Below are 15,186 nucleotides of genomic sequence, written 5' to 3' on the forward strand. Positions count from 1 at the left end.
CAAATTATATTCTGTTAAAATGAATGTGTACAATATCAACTCTGGAATCTGCTATTCATATTATGAATAGAAAGGAGTATCTAAATGTTAGACTTATCCGATCTTTACCAGTTTGTAACCTACGCAGACTGTGGTACCTTATCTGCTGCTGCAGATAAACTTCATATTTCCCAGCCGACACTTACCAGAACCATGCATGATGTGGAAGATGCTTTTGGTGTTCCGCTCTTTCATCGTGGTAAAAATCGTATCGAATTAACTGCCACCGGTAAAGTAGCGGTAGAGCAGGCCAGGTCTCTGCTTTCTGAAGCTGAAAAAGTGGTTCAGACCGTACAGACTTTTGAACGCAATCAGCATACGATTACCATTCATTCCTGTGCTCCTGCACCTCTATGGTCATTATTGCCTGAACTGTCACGCAGATTTCCTGATAATATTATTTCCTCAAAACTGACAAATATGGATGAAATCCTTCAAAATACCAGTTCCGGCAATGCTGATATCGGTATTCTGCCACAGGCCTGTTCAGATAAAAATCTTCTCTGCATCCCTTATCTTAAGGAGCAGCTATATGTCTGTATCCCGAAAGAACACAAACTGGCAGAACATTCACATCTGAGTCTTTCACAGCTTAACGGTTTTAACTGCCTTCTTCGTGATGAAATCGGTTTCTGGACAAATCTGGTAAAGAGCAAAATGCCAGCATCCCGCTTTCTGATACAGACAGATGAATTTGAGTTTGAAGAATTGGTCAGGACTTCCACATTATTATGTTTTTCCAGCAGTAAAGCACCCGGCTCAGAGCAGACTCTGAAAGGACGGAAACGGATTCCCTTAACTGATCCGGAAGTAAATGTTACCTATCACCTGATCAGCTCAACTAAGAGTACTATTTTACAATCTGTTTCGCCCACTTTTGAATTTCGTCATCAGAAGTAATCTGTTTTTCTTCATTAAAGCGGACATTGAGCCCCGCATGAACCGTTGCTCCCTTGCAGGCATTCTCAAAATCCTTGAATGTATGACCTATCCATCCACCATTCGTTGCAAATGGGTATACAGATTTTTCAGATAAATCTGTACTGTGAAGGAAACTGTTCATAGCGGGTGCAAACGTGTACCACCATACCGGTGTTCCAAGAATAACGGTATCATACTTGCTCAAATCTGCATTGATCTGCCTGATCTTTGGCAGAAATCCACTGTTTACTTCTTTCTGTCCCTGATCTACCACATGGTCATAACTTCCTGTATATGGCTTGACAGTCTCAATTTCAGCAAGATCTGCGCCAATTTCAGCCGCAACTTTCTCCGCTACATGACGGGTATTTCCACCGTATGAATAATAAATTAAAATACTTTTCATTATGCTACCTCACACAAAGACTAAATAATAGTACTCTTTTCAAACTTATAATTCTTTTCCAAGTTCATATGCTTTCTTCATCACATCCACATGGCTTGCAGCTGTATTTGCAGCATCAATTCCACCGCCACTTACGATGCCTTTTAAGGAAGCCTTTTCAAAACAATCTACCCAGCCTTGCAGACCATTGTAGGCTTTTTCAAATACACTTTCATCATTCTCAGCGGCAGTTGCAATCATATAAATATCTCTGAATGAATAATCTGTCGAATACAAAGGATTCAATCTATCAAGAAGTGTTTTCATCTGACCGCACATCTCATAATAATAAATTGGTGTTGCATAGACAATGACCTCCGCATCCTTTACCTTTGCCATAATATCTGCAACATCATCCTTCAATACACATATTCCAGTCTTCTGACAGGATAGACACCCGACACAATATTTTATATCTTTTCCTTTCAAAGAAAGAAGTTCCACATCATGCCCAGCTTCTTTTGCTCCCTTTGCACATTCCTTTGCGAGTATATCAGAATTGCTGCCTCCTCGAAAACTTGTAGATATGATCAATACTTTTTTTGCCACAATTAAATTTCTCCTTTTTCAGCGTCTTTTTTAACCTTACGTATAACTTTCGCAGGCACTCCTGCCGCGATCATATTGGCCGGAACATCTTTTGTTACAACTGCTCCGGCAGCAATGATCGAACCTTTACCAATCGTAACCCCTGGAAGAACCGTTACATTTGCTCCAATCCATACATTTTTTTCAATATGAATTGGCTGAAATGTCATACCAGCTCTTTTCTCAGGATCTTCCATATGATTGATTGTTGCCAGTACTGCATTATGTCCAATCAGAGCTTCATATTACTCGAATATTCTTCAAATGTCATGATTAACCAACCCCGTTTTCTTTAAAAAATTTCTGGATTTTATCAAATGGGATTACATCCAGATTATCGTAAAGATCTGTATGGACGGCCCCTGGAATTGTCAGCAGCTCTTTATTGGATGTGTACTTGCTGTCCTTGATCATATTTTCATAAGCATCTTTTCCAAAATAATAACTGTGCGCTTTTTCTCCATGAACGATAAGGACTGCACTTCTGATTTCATTACAGTACTTTAATATTGGCTGATTCATAAATGACATACATCCAATACTGTTCCAGCCCCCATTGGAATTCAGGCTCCTTTTATGATAACATCTGCCTTTATAATACTCACTATAATCTTTTACGAAGAGAGGGGCATCTTCCGGAACCGGAAGTGGAACACAACCACCACTTCTGGAATACTCGCCTTTACGGTATTCTTGTGTTCTGAGGGCATTCAGTGACTGTTTCTTTGCATAACGTGCTTCTTCACTGTCCTCAGAATCAAAGTACCCATTTGCATTTACCCTTGTCATATCATACATGGTAGATGCTACAGTTGCTTTTATTCTTGTATCCAATGCAGTTGCGTTAAGAGCCATTCCACCCCATCCGCAGATTCCAATGATTCCTATTTTATCCGTATCCACATCTTCCCGAACAGAAAGAAAATCAACAGCAGCCATGAAATCTTCTGTATTAATATCCGGAGAGGCCATGAATCTTGGATTTCCTCCACTTTCCCCCGTAAAAGAAGGATCAAATGCAATCGTTAAATATCCTTTTTCAGCCATCGTCTGCGCATATAATCCAGAACACTGTTCTTTGACTGCACCAAATGGTCCGCTTACGGCAATCGCAGGATATTTCCCTGACACATTTTTCAGCTTATACAGATCTGCAGCAAGTGTGATTCCATAACGATTTACAAATGTCACTTTCTTATGGTCTACTTTTTCACTCTGTGGAAAAGTTTTATCCCATTCAGATACCAACTTTAATTCTTCTGTTTTTAACATATTTAACATCCTCCATATGCAAAATTTCTTGTAATTACACTAACAATAGTATATGATATAAATATCATACAACCTAAAGTTAACTTTAGGTCAAGCATATTTTGAAAGAAGGTTTTTTATGTATACAATCGGTCAGGTCTCTGCAATGTTTAGTCTTCCTGTTTCTACCTTAAGATATTATGACAAGGAAGGTTTTTTCCCTAATCTGGAACGTAAAGGAAACATCCGTTATTTCAGCGATAATGAGTTGGAAGCGCTTCGTATCATTGAATGTCTGAAGAAATCTGGGCTTGAGATCAAAGATATAAAGCAATTTTTTATCTGGGTATCTGAAGGCAGCGCCAGCTATGAAAAAAGGAAAGAATTATTTGAAGCCAGAAAATCAGCTGTTGAAACTGAAATCCAGGAACTTCAAAAAACTCTCTCCCTCTTAAAATTTAAGTGCTGGTATTATGAAACAGCAATGAAAGATGGTAATGAAGATACGATAAATGCCATGTTACCTGATAAACTTCCAAAAAATATACAGAAACTATATGACAAAGGACATGAATGATTTTTGTTTTCTTCTTCAGACTGGAATTTGTATGGATCAACTCCTTATCGACCTGCCTTAGCTTGCTTATAAAGCAGAATGCCTTTGATAAGCAATAACAGGAACGTTACTGTTGTCGCATACGGCTCTCTCGCCATAGCTAAAAACAAAACCGCAATTATACTGAGTCCTACAGAGATGAATGTAACCGATTTTTTGCCCTTTTCTAATTTGAAATAGGTCATCAGTATTTTCATGATTCCAATAAACGAACATAATGGTTCCCAAAATATAACATCAATATAGGTATACGGTGCATGTTGAGTTAATACTTTTCATCTCCCTGATATTCAGGTAAAATCATCAGCAGATAAACCATTAAAAATAAATTTTTCAAAGCCTCTGTAAGATTAATAAAGCCCATCACGATGGTGGTATATGAACAGTAACCAGTAAATAAACAATTTATTGACAAATAACTGACCAGATGTAATAATACCACTCAGAGATAGTATTTGGACTCAAAACTATACTCTGGCTGAAATCACTGGAATCTTATATAAAAGCAGCCAGCCGGAATCCGGAAACGGGAACGGAGGGATGTATGTAATTTTAAAAGATACGAGCCGGTATTTATGATACAAAAAATCAGATTTCCAATAATCTATGGAATAGTAAAACGTATTTTATGTATCAGAAACAGGACTCAATATACAGGGAATCAATCAGAAGCGTTTCAGGGTCAAAGTGTATCCTGATGCGCTTTTTTTGCAGATCATAAAGGTATATTTCCTTTTTATGGTGCTGCTTGACTCTGATTTTTCCCGCAGGAAAGGACTATATAAGATGACAATAGAAATGTTAAAAGGAAAAATCCACAGAGCAACTGTTGTCCAGGCTGAACTGGATTATGTGGGAAGCATTACTGTGGATGAAGAACTGTTGGAAGCTGCCGGAATACTGGAATATGAGAAAGTTCAGATTGTAGATGTGAACAATGGCAGTCGATTTGAGACATACACAATCTGTGGAAAACGCGGAAGCGGTATGATCTGTCTGAACGGAGCAGCAGCAAGATGTGTAAGCACAGGTGACAAGATTATCATCATGGCTTACGCAGGATATGAGCCTGAAGAGGCACGCACTCATAAGCCTGCAGTTGTATTTGTAGATGAAGAGAATAAGATCAGCAGAGTGACCAATTATGAGAAACATGGTCTGCTGAAAGACATGGCCTGAAAACGTTGATATCAGATTAGAGGCTATCATAAGATGAAAGTGAATTCAGAAAAGAGGCTATCTCAAAATCTATGATACCGGTCCATTGACCGAGAAAAAGGAGATAACAATGCAGGTAACAAAAACAGTAGAAGAAACAAGAAAACAGATCAAAGCATGGAAAAAAGAAGGTAAAACTATAGGTCTTGTTCCAACAATGGGATTTCTTCATGAGGGACATGCAAGTCTGATCAAAAAATGCAGAGAACAGAACGACATTGTAGTTGTGTCTGACTTTGTCAATCCAACACAGTTTGGTCCGACAGAGGATCTTGAGGCATATCCAAGAGATTTCGAACACGACAGCAAACTCTGTGAGAGTCTTGGCGCAGACCTGATCTTCTGCCCTGAACCTTCTGAAATGTATCATGATCCCCATGCATTTGTAAGTATCGATACATTATCTGAGACACTTTGTGGAAAAACACGTCCTATCCATTTCAAGGGTGTGTGCACAGTTGTAACCAAGCTGTTCCATATTGTAGCCCCGGACAGAGCATATTTCGGACAGAAGGATGCTCAGCAGCTGGCCATCATCCGCAAAATGGTCCAGGATCTGAATTTTGATATAGAAATCGTAGGCTGCCCGATCATCCGTGAAGAGGACGGACTGGCAAAATCCTCCAGAAATACATATTTAAGCGATGAAGAGAGAAAGGCTGCTCTCTGTCTGTCCAGATCCGTAAAACTCGGACAGGAAATCATTCACGCAGGTATTTCCGCAGAAGAACTTCTCGGCAAAATGCGTGCAGTGATTGAGGCAGAGCCTCTGGCAAAAATCGATTACGTTTCCATGGTAGATGCACTTACCATGCAGCCTGTGGAAAAAGCTGATCATAATGTTCTCGTAGCAATGGCTGTCTATATTGGCAAAACAAGACTGATCGATAACTTCAGCTACGAGGTATAATATATGGAAAATATTTTAAAGAAAATCGGGAAAATCAGCAGTTTTGCATCCAGATATATTGGAATCATCATCATTGCCTTTTCATGCCTTGCCTTTTTCTGGAGGGATAGATTTGCATGGATGACAAATTATACATCTGTTTTTCTGGGCGTGATCATGTTTGGTATGGGACTGACCATACGTCTGGAAGACTTCCGGGCAATTTTTTCCAGGCCCAAGGAAGTGATCATTGGCGCAGTTGCACAGTATACGATCATGCCAGTCGTAGCCTGGGTATTGTGTAAAGTTATGAATCTTCCCGCAGATCTGGCTCTGGGTGTGATTCTTGTGGGATGCTGTCCTGGTGGAACAGCCAGCAATGTGATCACCTATATTGCAGGCGGTGATGTTGCACTTTCAGTAGGAATGACCATCGTTTCCACTCTGGCTGCTCCTGTTATGACTCCATTTCTTGTGTACATTCTGGCAGGTGCCTGGGTGGAAGTATCCTTCTGGGCAATGGTACTTTCTGTTGTAAAAGTAATTCTGGTTCCTGTACTTCTTGGAATTCTTCTCCGTACACTTGCAGGAGATCATGTAGATAAAGTTTCAGATGTTATGCCATTGATCTCTGTTGTTGCCATTGTTATGATCATTGGCGGAATCGTGGCAATTAATGCAGAAAAAATCTTAAGCTGTGGAGTTCTGGTCCTTGGCGTTGTTGCGATCCACAATTTCTGTGGTATGATGCTTGGACTCCTTGCAGCAAAAATTTTCCATGTAGAATATACACGGACAACAGCTATAGCTATTGAAGTAGGCATGCAAAACAGCGGACTGGCAGTTTCTCTGGCAGCAGCTAACTTTGCAGCCAATCCACTGGCAACACTTCCAGGTGCTATTTTCAGTGTATGGCATAATATTGCAGGTTCCATCTTTGCAGGAATCCGCCGTTCCGGCGCAGAGAACCGGACACGCACAGGTGAAAATGGTGTGTCTGCAGCATAAATAACAAGCGAACGTAGAAAACAAAAAATCCCCGGAATCCCTGGCTTAACAGTGATAAGAAACTAATTTGCTTATCTACTGCCAGCTAACGGATTCCGGGGCAAAAATAAGTAAGTCCGTAAAGCTCCATTGACGAAAAAGGAATCACAAGATACAATAATAGCAAATAGCAGTGGGAGGATATTACAAAATGGCTGAACGAAAACCATATGTCACAAAAACAAGGCAGGTTATCCTGGAATATATGAAAAAACAGAGGGCAACTACTGTCAGTGTAGCTGATATCGAAACGTATTTAAAAGAAGAGGGTATTAGGGTAAATACAACAACTGTCTATCGCTATCTGGACAAGCTTTGTGCAGAACATATTGTAATTAAATACCCTGATCTGAAATCCGACAAAGCAGTATTCCAATTTGCAGGAGAGGAAAAACGATGTACCAATCATCTACATCTGAAATGCATTAAATGTGGTAAAGTGATACATCTGGACTGTCACTTTATGGATGAACTAAAGGAGCATCTCTTTCAGGAGCATGGATTCCGTCTTCAGTGCAGTGGTGATATGCTTCACGGGATCTGTCAGGACTGTGAAGAGAAGAAGGACTCTTCACAATTCTGATCAGGATTCTTCCGGTTCTTCTCCAATCAACTGCTCACAGCTGAACAGTTCTCTGACTGCATTTTCATATACTACACATTTCTCTGCTTTCTTAATTTTTTTGGCATATTTTTTATTGTTTGTAAACATAGGTGCCAGATAAGACCATAATTCTTTCATACGAAACAGGATATTTCTGTCTCCGGACAGGTCTTCGCAGTACTCATTGTACATCATATCATGAAATCTGCGGATTTCTTCCTTTAACGCAGGTGCACCGCCACGGATTTCTCTGGCAAGTGCAGGATTCTTCAGTGTTCCTCTGCCTGTCATAATGCAGTCCAGGGTCGGAAACATTTCCTGTAATCTGGTACAGTCTTCTGCTGTGACAATATCTCCGTTATAGCAAACCGGGCTCTTTGAGTGCTCCACAGCCTCTCCAAATGTTTCCAGACGTGGCGTATTTTTGTAATAATCTTTCTGCACTCTTGCGTGAACAATTAACTCCTCCAGCGGATATTTATTATAAATCGTCAGCAGATCCTCAAATTCTTCCGGATCATCCATACCCAGACGGGTCTTGATGGAAATCTTCATATCACATTTACGGAAAATCTCATCCAGGAATTTGTCCAGTTCATCCGGCCTGTCCAGAAATCCTGCACCTCTGCCCTTCGTCACAACGGTCTTTGACGGACAGCCAAGGTTCAGGTTTACTTCTTTATATCCGTATTCCTGCAGAGTTTCCGCTGTCTGGATAAAATCCTCTGCATTCTTTGTGAGAATCTGGGGAACTGCATACATTCCCTCATTATTCTCTGGCATAATATCTTTCTTTTCTCTGGTGCTGAGATGTCCTTTCTGATTTGGAAGGATAAAGGGAATAAAGTACTTGTCAAAACCTCCAAAACACTGATAAAGTGCCTTTCTGTATGTATATCCTGTGATTCCCTCAAGGGGAGCTAAATATATTTTCATGTGCTTCTCCTGTTGTATTTATTGTACTCTTCATTCATTATACTGTAGTTATTCTGTTTTCTCAATGCAGACTTGAAACAACCGCTGCAAATTGTAAAAAGCTCAAAATTTCTTGGAAAAGCACCAACACCCTGTCCCGGACATAAACTATATAGAAATCCCCTTCGAGGTAGCGATTTGAAGGCCTTTCAAAAACCTTTGTCCATATCCCAGGAAAAATATTATCTTCAAAAATATCAGGAGGGCGATTCCCAGGCAAAGAATATCCTGATTGAGCATAATCTCCGACTGGTGGCCCATGTGGTCAAAAAGTATCAGGGAACCGGTGAGGATACCGATGATCTGATTTCTATTGGCACCATCGGTCTGATCAAGGCTGTCACAACCTTTAATCCACAGAAAGCCTCCCGGCTTTCTACCTATGCTGCCAGATGTATAGAAAATGAACTGCTGATGTATTTTCGGGCTAAGAAGAAGCATTCGAAAGAAGTATCTCTGTACGACCCCATCGGAACGGATAAAGAAGGAAATGAAATCAATCTGTTAGATGTAATAGAAAGCGTGCCTGTGGATATTGTAGAAGAATGTTATATCCGGGAAAATACCACCTATCTGCTGCAGTCTCTGAAAAAAATCCTGTCAGAAAAGGAATATCAGGTGATCTGCTACAGATATGGGCTCTTTGGCATGGAGGAAGAAACTCAGCGGGAAATCGCACAAAAGCTGTGTATCAGCCGCTCCTATGTTTCCAGAATTGAGAAAACTGCTTTGCAGAAACTCCGTGGGCTTTTTCCCCAGACAGAATAAACGCAGCCAACGTTTCATTTGTTGGCTGCGTTTACTTTTACTCTGCTCTTCTCAATAAATCATAAACCTGGATTTCGGTTCCTAAATCAATAAACAGCTTCTGCTGTGCATGAGGTGCACTTTCCATGGAATTGCCTTCCTCATCATAAATTCCCTTCACAGTGACAGCTACATTCTGTCCGTCCGGTTTCATAATTTCAATTGTCTCACCTACAGAGAATTTATTTCTCTGAGTGATCTGCGCATAACCGTGTTCATCCACTGCCTCAGCAAATCCCAGATACGTATATTCCTTCTGATAAGTGTTATTATCATAAATCTGTGTATTCTCATCCGGTTTTCCATAGAAAAATCCGGTGGTAAACTGTCTGTAAGTACAGTTAGAAATCTGTTCCTGGTACCATGGCATATTTGCCTGATATTTCTCAGGGCTCTCCATATAGTCGTCTATTGCCTTGCGGTAAGTTCTGGCAACAGTTGCAACATAGAGAGCGGTTTTCATACGGCCTTCTATCTTCAGGCTGTCGATTCCGCTGTTAATGATATCGTCCATATGCTCGATCATGCACAAGTCTTTGGAATTAAAGATATAGGTTCCTCTCTCATTCTCAAATACAGGCATATATTCTCCAGGACGTTTCTCCTCCACAATGGAATATTTCCAGCGACAGGGATGGGTACAGGCTCCCTGATTTGCATCACGTCCAGCCAGATAATTACTGAGCAGACATCTTCCTGAATAGGAAATACACATTGCACCGTGGATAAATGTCTCTATCTCCATATCCTCCGGAATGTGCTCCCGGATCTCTCTGATCTCAGCAAGTGAAAGCTCCCTTGCTGTTACCACACGCTTGGCTCCCAGCTGATACCAGAAACGGTATGTTTCATAATTCGTATTATTTGCCTGTGTACTGATATGGCGTTCGATCTCCGGACAGATTTCCTTTGCATACATATAGATTCCGGGATCCGCAATGATCAGGGCATCAGGCTTCAGTTCCTTAAGCTCTGTCAAATATTCTCTTACACCTGGCAGATCATAGTTATGAGCCAGGATATTTACAGTCACATATACTTTCACCCCATGCTCATGGGCAAATGCAATTCCCTCTTTCATATCTTCATGGGAAAAGTTCTTGGCCTTTGCTCTTAGTCCAAAAGCTTCCCCTCCGATATATACCGCATCTGCTCCAAAAATAACAGCAATTTTTAATACTTCAAGGCTGCTTGCAGGAACAAGCAATTCAATTTTTCTCATAATGATTACTCCTGTTTCACACTGACTGTAACTCCATCTCCCAGAGGAAGAATGGTTGTTACAAAGGATGGATCATGCTTCAGTTCATACAGATACTCCCGCATCCGTTTATATATAGTTCTCTTTCTGCGCTCTACCAGGTAATGAGATTCAATAATATCTCCCTCCTGAAGTACATTGTCAGAAATCAGAACACTGCCCTTAGTCATCAGCCTCCTGATATCCGGAAGCCAGTGAATATATTGCCCCTTGGCAGCATCCATAAAGATCATGTCAAATGGTCCCTCCAGAGTTTTCAGCAGTTCTCCTGCATCTCCTTCCAGCAAAGTGATCTGATTTTCTCGTCCGGCCCTGCGGAAATTTTCCCTGGCAATAGGAATCCTTTTGTCATAATTCTCTATTGTTACAATCTGCAGATCCTCTCTCCCATATTCGCACATAAGAAGTGTGGAGAAGCCAATGGCTGTCCCCACCTCCAAAATGCGTCCCGGCTGGTTCATAGCCAGAAACGTCTTTATAAAGCTCTGCATTTCTCTTCGGATCACAGGCACCCTGTCTCTCAGGGCTGTCTGTTCCAGTTCCTCCAGAAATGGGGTATTTCCCCTATCCAGAGAATTGATATAGGTACGCATCCGCTCCTCTACTATCACGAAGTACTTACCCCTTCCTGCTCCTCATCTCCCGCAAGGATTCCCATGATCCGATTGGGAGTATAAGCTGTACTCAGTAAATAGGTACCTGCCTTCAGCTTTCCATGATAAGTGGAAAGTCTCTCCTGCACATAAAATACCGGTGCACTTTTCACCAGTCCCTTTTTCTGGAGTGTCTTTGCTATTCCATAAAGAGAAGCATCCTCTTTAATAACAACTGTTACCTCCTGGCCTTCACCAGGGCTCATAGCCTGCTGATTAAATACGTCATGCCCAAACTGAAAAGCAGATTTACCGATCCAGAAAAACAGGACAATAACACAGATATAAAGCGCGATTTTGAAAAAGACACTTGCAATTGCAACTCCCGCCGCGCCTACCCGGTCTCTTGTCTCACCAGTATCACCCATAGTTCTCTTCCTTTCTGATCCTTAGCTTATATTCGGAGTATCAAAATCTATTCCATCGGTCAGTTCCATATAAATCCTCTGGATCATCCTGCAGAGAGCAAGCTCTGCATCCAGATATGCATTTACCAGTGGAAGCCTGCGAAGCTCTGCAGATTCCTTTCCCATTTGTTCTACCACTTCAAAAAGCTGGTCTGAACTGCACTGGCTCTGTATCCGGTAGTTTTTGGCCCGGAATGCATCCACACGCTTCTTCAGATCCGAATCCTGACTTAGGATTTCTTTCTGTTTCTCAAATTCTATATATTCAGCACTTTCTTTTATAGAAGCCAGAAGTCTGCTGATACTTTCTTCTAATGTGTTCTCTTCCATTTTTATTATGCCTCCATAATGATCGGAAGGATCATAGGGCTTCTCTTTGTACGTTTCCAAAGGAATTCACTGAGAGCATCCTTGATCACAGTCTTGATCTTGCCCCAGTCTGTAATATTGCGTTCCAGACAGGAATCCAACGCATTCTCCACTACTTCCCTGGCATTATCCATCAGATCCTCTGATTCTCTCACATAGACAAATCCTCTGGACACAATATCCGGTCCTGCAAGAACTACATTACTGTGACGCTCCAGGGTCACAACTACGATCATAATTCCGTCCTCTGCCAAATGCTGACGGTCACGAAGCACGATATTTCCTACATCTCCTACGCCAAGCCCATCTACCAGAATCGCTCCGGTGTGTACAGTTCCGGTTATCTGTGCACTCTGGCTGTCAAGCTCCAGCACATTTCCGGAAGCAAGAACAAATACATTCTCCTTTGGAATTCCCAGCTCCATAACAATATTTTTCTGAGCTGTCAGATGACGGTACTCTCCATGCACAGGAATTGCATATTTGGGCTTCACCAGAGAATAGATCAGTTTGATTTCTTCCTGGCAGGCATGTCCGGATACATGTACATCCTGGAAGATTACCTTGGCACCCTTCATGGATAATTCATTGATTACCTTGGATACTGCCTTCTCATTACCTGGAATCGGGTTGGAACTGAAAATGATCGTATCATTTGGCTTGATCACAATCTTTTTATGAATATTAGCTGCCATACGTGACAGGGCTGCCATAGATTCTCCCTGGCTGCCGGTGGTGATCAGCACTACCTGCTCATCCGGATAATTCTTCACCTGATCGATCTCTATAAGAGTCTGATCCGGAATGCGCAGATATCCAAGCTCCGCAGCAGTTGTGATAACATTCACCATACTGCGTCCCTCTACTGCTACCTTCCTGCCAAAACGATATGCAGTATTGATGATCTGCTGCACACGGTCAACATTTGAAGCAAAGGTTGCGATAATAATTCTGTTCGTTTTGTATTCATTGAAAAGATTATCAAACACATGTCCCACAGAACGTTCTGACATGGTGAAGCCACTGCGCTCTGCATTGGTACTGTCACACATCAGTGCCAGAACACCTTTTTTGCCGATTTCTGCCAGACGCTGAAGGTCGATGGCATCTCCGAATACAGGTGTATAGTCTACCTTAAAGTCACCGGTATGGACTACAATTCCTGCCGGAGAATAAATAGCCAGTGCAGACGCATCCTGGATACTGTGGTTAGTCTTAATAAATTCAATTGAGAAGTCTCCCAGATTGATCACCTGTCCATGCTTTACTTCTTTCAACTTGGTGGTGCGGGTCATGTTATGCTCTTTCAATTTATTGGCAATCAGAGCAATGGTCAGCTTTGTGGAATAAACCGGCACATTCACATCCTTAAGCACATAAGGAAGCGCTCCTATATGATCCTCATGTCCGTGGGTGATCACAAACCCCTTTACCTTGGAAATATTATCTTTTAAATAAGTCACATCCGGAATGACCAGGTCAATTCCCAGCATATCATCTTCAGGAAAAGCCAGACCACAGTCCACAACTACAATACTGTCTTCATATTCAAAGGCAGTAATGTTCATTCCGATCTGCTCCAGACCTCCCAGCGGAATGATTTTCAATTTGGATGCCGGTTTCCTGGATTTACGCAGATTATTCTTTACAGAAGCCTTGATTGGAGTTTTAAACGGAATCGGTTTTCCTGTTTTTTCTTTCTCCGGCTGCTGTTTTCTCTCCCCGTTCAAGCCTGGTTTTCTGTTATAATTATTTTTGTGCTGGGATTTATATTTATAATTTTTCTGTCTGTTATACGGTCTCTTCGCTCCATGTCCAGACTGTCCTTCATGGGCGCCACGTTCTTCATTATTAAATTCGTAATTATTTTCGTTACTCAAGCATTTACACCTCCATGCTTATTTCCTGCTGCTCACCATACCTCTTTTCTGATCTGTTCCGGGTATTTTGTTTTATGCAGCTTTTCATTCTTACATTTCAAGATCCACGTCATCATCAAGCATCTGCTCAAATACTTTAAATACAGCCTGAAGCTCGTCCTCGTCCTCTACCATCTCATAACAGGCTTCCTGACTCTCCTCTGCAGATACATCTTTAAAAATATACGCTGTTGCCTCATCATCTAAGGAATCGGACACAAGAAGATAAGCAGTTCCTCCAATTCTGGTCTGCTCCTCTACATAAAACTCTACTTCTGTTCCGTCTTCCAGCTGAAATTTGATTTTTTCCATAATATTCTCCTAACAATGCAGAGAATCCAGATATCCCTGCAAAATAAAAACAGCAGCCAGCTGATCCAGATATTGCTTACGATTCTCTCTGCGCACACTGGCCTCCATCAAAGTACGCTCTGCCTCCACTGTGGTAAGGCGTTCATCCCACATCACAACCGGCAGGCCTGTCCGTCTCTCCAGCATCTCCCTGAACTCCAGAGTTTTCTCAGCCCGCTCTCCAATGGTATTATTCATATTTTTTGGAAGTCCAAGTACGATCTTCTCTGCCTGGTACTCCGCTGCCAGTTCTTCAATACGAGCAAGAGTCTGGCGCAGCTTATTCTCTTGTTTACGCCATATGGTCTCCACGCTCTGTGCAGTCAGCCCCAGTGGATCACTTACCGCTACCCCTACTGTTTTGGAGCCATAATCTAATCCAAGGATTCTCATATCAGCGTTCCCAGGATTTGTTTTTTATATACTCTGTCAAAAGTTCCTCTACCAGCTCATCACGCTCCACTTTCATGATCATGCTTCTGGCACCTTTATGACTGGTAATATAAGTAGGATCTCCGGACATAATATATCCTACGATCTGATTCACCGGATTATATCCTTTTTCATCCATTGCATTGTACACAAGATCCAGGACCTCTTTTACCTGAATCTCCTGATCCGGTCTTGTTCTGAAATATTGGGTATTTCCCAGATTATTCTCTGCCATTTCTCTCACGTCCTTACTTTTTTAATCATTATCAAAAATTGCAAAACTATCCGTTCTACTTTTTATATCTATACTATTTTAATATAATTCACAGTATTTATCAACTCTAAATTTATTGTTACTGTTCACTCCGTTCACAGTAACGTAGCCAAAATTTAT

19 protein-coding genes and 1 pseudogene are annotated in these 15,186 nt (G+C 41.4%); 7 read left to right on the top strand and 13 right to left on the bottom strand.

Annotated features, from left to right (window positions below; genetic code table 11):
* Positions 1–84 precede the first annotated feature (84 nt).
* On the top strand, positions 85–939 hold the full coding sequence (locus H8Z82_RS09235; RefSeq protein WP_186994946.1) for a LysR family transcriptional regulator: 855 nt from the start codon (positions 85–87) through the stop codon (positions 937–939).
* Here the strand turns inward: H8Z82_RS09235 and H8Z82_RS09240 are convergent.
* The 4 genes and pseudogenes from H8Z82_RS09240 to H8Z82_RS09255 all read right to left on the bottom strand — a co-directional run bounded on the left by H8Z82_RS09240 (position 890) and on the right by H8Z82_RS09255 (position 3,265).
* Positions 890–1,366 carry a flavodoxin gene (locus tag H8Z82_RS09240; RefSeq protein ID WP_119234413.1) on the bottom strand — a complete coding sequence of 159 codons (477 nt, stop codon included), beginning with the start codon at positions 1,364–1,366 and terminating at the stop codon, positions 890–892. The two genes, H8Z82_RS09235 and H8Z82_RS09240, sit on opposite strands and share 50 nt — an antisense overlap.
* A gap of 45 nt (positions 1,367–1,411) precedes the next feature.
* Positions 1,412–1,954 (bottom strand): flavodoxin family protein, encoded by a 543-nt coding sequence (locus tag H8Z82_RS09245; RefSeq protein WP_186994947.1) that lies wholly within the window; start codon positions 1,952–1,954, stop codon positions 1,412–1,414.
* A gap of 2 nt (positions 1,955–1,956) precedes the next feature.
* Positions 1,957–2,142: pseudogene (locus H8Z82_RS17565) on the bottom strand (DapH/DapD/GlmU-related protein); the annotation flags it as partial.
* A gap of 124 nt (positions 2,143–2,266) precedes the next feature.
* A complete protein-coding gene (locus tag H8Z82_RS09255) occupies positions 2,267–3,265 on the bottom strand; it encodes an alpha/beta hydrolase (protein WP_186994948.1) in 999 nt (332 codons plus the stop codon).
* 118 nt (positions 3,266–3,383) lie between these two features.
* On the opposite strand from H8Z82_RS09255, the gene H8Z82_RS09260 reads away from it, so the two are divergent.
* From H8Z82_RS09260 to H8Z82_RS09280, 5 genes are all read left to right on the top strand, one after another.
* Positions 3,384–3,821 (top strand): MerR family transcriptional regulator, encoded by a 438-nt coding sequence (locus tag H8Z82_RS09260; protein ID WP_015541390.1) that lies wholly within the window; start codon positions 3,384–3,386, stop codon positions 3,819–3,821.
* An 825-nt stretch (positions 3,822–4,646) separates the two neighbouring features.
* Complete coding sequence (gene panD, locus H8Z82_RS09265) at positions 4,647–5,039, top strand: aspartate 1-decarboxylase (protein ID WP_173684005.1); 393 nt, start codon at positions 4,647–4,649, stop codon at positions 5,037–5,039.
* A 109-nt stretch (positions 5,040–5,148) separates the two neighbouring features.
* Complete coding sequence (panC, locus tag H8Z82_RS09270) at positions 5,149–5,988, top strand: pantoate--beta-alanine ligase (protein ID WP_186994949.1); 840 nt, start codon at positions 5,149–5,151, stop codon at positions 5,986–5,988.
* Between the two features lie 3 nt (positions 5,989–5,991).
* Positions 5,992–6,975, top strand: a complete 984-nt coding sequence (locus H8Z82_RS09275) for a bile acid:sodium symporter family protein (RefSeq protein ID WP_186994950.1) — start codon at positions 5,992–5,994, stop codon at positions 6,973–6,975.
* Positions 6,976–7,165: 190 nt separating this feature from the next.
* Positions 7,166–7,597, top strand: a complete 432-nt coding sequence (locus tag H8Z82_RS09280; RefSeq protein ID WP_186994951.1) for a Fur family transcriptional regulator — start codon at positions 7,166–7,168, stop codon at positions 7,595–7,597.
* Here the strand turns inward: H8Z82_RS09280 and H8Z82_RS09285 are convergent, their stop codons facing one another.
* Entirely contained in the window at positions 7,598–8,554 is a 957-nt protein-coding gene (locus tag H8Z82_RS09285; RefSeq protein ID WP_186994952.1) for a tRNA dihydrouridine synthase, read from the bottom strand.
* 177 nt (positions 8,555–8,731) lie between these two features.
* Here H8Z82_RS09285 and sigK point away from each other — a divergent pair, with 177 nt between their 5' ends.
* Positions 8,732–9,361, top strand: coding sequence for an RNA polymerase sporulation sigma factor SigK (gene sigK, locus H8Z82_RS09290; protein WP_019162413.1), 630 nt, complete (start codon positions 8,732–8,734; stop codon positions 9,359–9,361).
* Between the two features lie 37 nt (positions 9,362–9,398).
* On the opposite strand, the gene H8Z82_RS09295 is transcribed toward sigK, so the two are convergent.
* The 8 genes from H8Z82_RS09295 to H8Z82_RS09330 all read right to left on the bottom strand — a co-directional run bounded on the left by H8Z82_RS09295 (position 9,399) and on the right by H8Z82_RS09330 (position 15,027).
* Positions 9,399–10,622 carry a peptidase U32 family protein gene (locus H8Z82_RS09295; RefSeq protein ID WP_186994953.1) on the bottom strand — a complete coding sequence of 408 codons (1,224 nt, stop codon included), beginning with the start codon at positions 10,620–10,622 and terminating at the stop codon, positions 9,399–9,401.
* A gap of 5 nt (positions 10,623–10,627) precedes the next feature.
* Positions 10,628–11,272, bottom strand: coding sequence for an O-methyltransferase (locus tag H8Z82_RS09300; RefSeq protein WP_186994954.1), 645 nt, complete (start codon positions 11,270–11,272; stop codon positions 10,628–10,630).
* Positions 11,269–11,682, bottom strand: a complete 414-nt coding sequence (locus tag H8Z82_RS09305; protein ID WP_186994955.1) for an endolytic transglycosylase MltG — start codon at positions 11,680–11,682, stop codon at positions 11,269–11,271. The genes H8Z82_RS09300 and H8Z82_RS09305 overlap by 4 nt, the downstream gene beginning before the upstream one ends.
* A gap of 21 nt (positions 11,683–11,703) precedes the next feature.
* Positions 11,704–12,051 (bottom strand): YlbF family regulator, encoded by a 348-nt coding sequence (locus H8Z82_RS09310; protein ID WP_019162417.1) that lies wholly within the window; start codon positions 12,049–12,051, stop codon positions 11,704–11,706.
* Between the two features lie 5 nt (positions 12,052–12,056).
* Positions 12,057–13,751 carry a ribonuclease J gene (locus H8Z82_RS09315; protein ID WP_408610017.1) on the bottom strand — a complete coding sequence of 565 codons (1,695 nt, stop codon included), beginning with the start codon at positions 13,749–13,751 and terminating at the stop codon, positions 12,057–12,059.
* A gap of 309 nt (positions 13,752–14,060) precedes the next feature.
* A complete protein-coding gene (locus tag H8Z82_RS09320; RefSeq protein WP_019162419.1) occupies positions 14,061–14,321 on the bottom strand; it encodes a DUF1292 domain-containing protein in 261 nt (86 codons plus the stop codon).
* Between the two features lie 9 nt (positions 14,322–14,330).
* Positions 14,331–14,753, bottom strand: coding sequence for a Holliday junction resolvase RuvX (gene ruvX, locus H8Z82_RS09325; protein WP_019162420.1), 423 nt, complete (start codon positions 14,751–14,753; stop codon positions 14,331–14,333).
* A gap of 1 nt (position 14,754) precedes the next feature.
* Positions 14,755–15,027: an IreB family regulatory phosphoprotein gene (locus H8Z82_RS09330; protein WP_019162421.1), complete on the bottom strand. Its 273-nt coding sequence runs from the start codon at positions 15,025–15,027 to the stop codon at positions 14,755–14,757.
* Between the last annotated feature and the right edge of the window lie 159 nt (positions 15,028–15,186).

The organism is Blautia difficilis, from assembly GCF_014297245.1.
Lineage (GTDB): Bacteria > Bacillota > Clostridia > Lachnospirales > Lachnospiraceae > Blautia_A > Blautia_A difficilis.

What these genes read in the sequence shown, in the direction of transcription:
- H8Z82_RS09235 (WP_186994946.1), top strand. Translation starts at nt 85, where the DNA reads ATGTTAGACTTATCCGATCTTTACCAGTTTGTAACCTACGCAGACTGT.
- H8Z82_RS09240 (WP_119234413.1), bottom strand. Translation starts at nt 1,366, where the DNA reads ATGAAAAGTATTTTAATTTATTATTCATACGGTGGAAATACCCGTCAT.
- H8Z82_RS09255 (WP_186994948.1), bottom strand. Translation starts at nt 3,265, where the DNA reads ATGTTAAAAACAGAAGAATTAAAGTTGGTATCTGAATGGGATAAAACT.
- H8Z82_RS09260 (WP_015541390.1), top strand. Translation starts at nt 3,384, where the DNA reads ATGTATACAATCGGTCAGGTCTCTGCAATGTTTAGTCTTCCTGTTTCT.
- panD (WP_173684005.1), top strand. Translation starts at nt 4,647, where the DNA reads ATGACAATAGAAATGTTAAAAGGAAAAATCCACAGAGCAACTGTTGTC.
- panC (WP_186994949.1), top strand. Translation starts at nt 5,149, where the DNA reads ATGCAGGTAACAAAAACAGTAGAAGAAACAAGAAAACAGATCAAAGCA.
- H8Z82_RS09275 (WP_186994950.1), top strand. Translation starts at nt 5,992, where the DNA reads ATGGAAAATATTTTAAAGAAAATCGGGAAAATCAGCAGTTTTGCATCC.
- H8Z82_RS09280 (WP_186994951.1), top strand. Translation starts at nt 7,166, where the DNA reads ATGGCTGAACGAAAACCATATGTCACAAAAACAAGGCAGGTTATCCTG.
- H8Z82_RS09285 (WP_186994952.1), bottom strand. Translation starts at nt 8,554, where the DNA reads ATGAAAATATATTTAGCTCCCCTTGAGGGAATCACAGGATATACATAC.
- H8Z82_RS09295 (WP_186994953.1), bottom strand. Translation starts at nt 10,622, where the DNA reads ATGAGAAAAATTGAATTGCTTGTTCCTGCAAGCAGCCTTGAAGTATTA.
- H8Z82_RS09305 (WP_186994955.1), bottom strand. Translation starts at nt 11,682, where the DNA reads ATGGGTGATACTGGTGAGACAAGAGACCGGGTAGGCGCGGCGGGAGTT.
- H8Z82_RS09310 (WP_019162417.1), bottom strand. Translation starts at nt 12,051, where the DNA reads ATGGAAGAGAACACATTAGAAGAAAGTATCAGCAGACTTCTGGCTTCT.
- H8Z82_RS09320 (WP_019162419.1), bottom strand. Translation starts at nt 14,321, where the DNA reads ATGGAAAAAATCAAATTTCAGCTGGAAGACGGAACAGAAGTAGAGTTT.
- ruvX (WP_019162420.1), bottom strand. Translation starts at nt 14,753, where the DNA reads ATGAGAATCCTTGGATTAGATTATGGCTCCAAAACAGTAGGGGTAGCG.
- H8Z82_RS09330 (WP_019162421.1), bottom strand. Translation starts at nt 15,027, where the DNA reads ATGGCAGAGAATAATCTGGGAAATACCCAATATTTCAGAACAAGACCG.